Below are 228 nucleotides of genomic sequence, written 5' to 3'. Positions count from 1 at the left end.
GGCGCTTACCACGGTAGGATTCGTGACTGGGGTGAAGTCGTAACAAGGTAGCCGTATCGGAAGGTGCGGCTGGATCACCTCCTTTCTAGAGTAGCACTGGTCAGCAATGACCGCTCATCAAGCGTTCACACTTATCGACTGTAATGAATAAAGAACAGCATTTGGGGCTGTAGCTCAGCTGGTTAGAGCACCGTGTTGATAACGCGGGGGTCGTTGGTTCGAGTCCAA

The 228-nt window shown here is 52.2% G+C and carries 1 rRNA gene; it reads left to right on the top strand.

The window, feature by feature from the left end:
* Positions 1 to 85: ribosomal RNA gene (locus RUGAMON1_RS32760) — 16S ribosomal RNA — on the top strand; the annotation flags it as partial.
* Between the last annotated feature and the right edge of the window lie 143 nt (positions 86 to 228).

It is taken from the genome of Duganella rhizosphaerae, assembly GCF_040364205.1.
Taxonomy (GTDB): domain Bacteria; phylum Pseudomonadota; class Gammaproteobacteria; order Burkholderiales; family Burkholderiaceae_D; genus Rugamonas; species Rugamonas rhizosphaerae.
The sequence above is the reverse complement of the archived record's forward strand: the minus strand, read 5'-3'. Positions and strand labels throughout refer to the sequence as shown.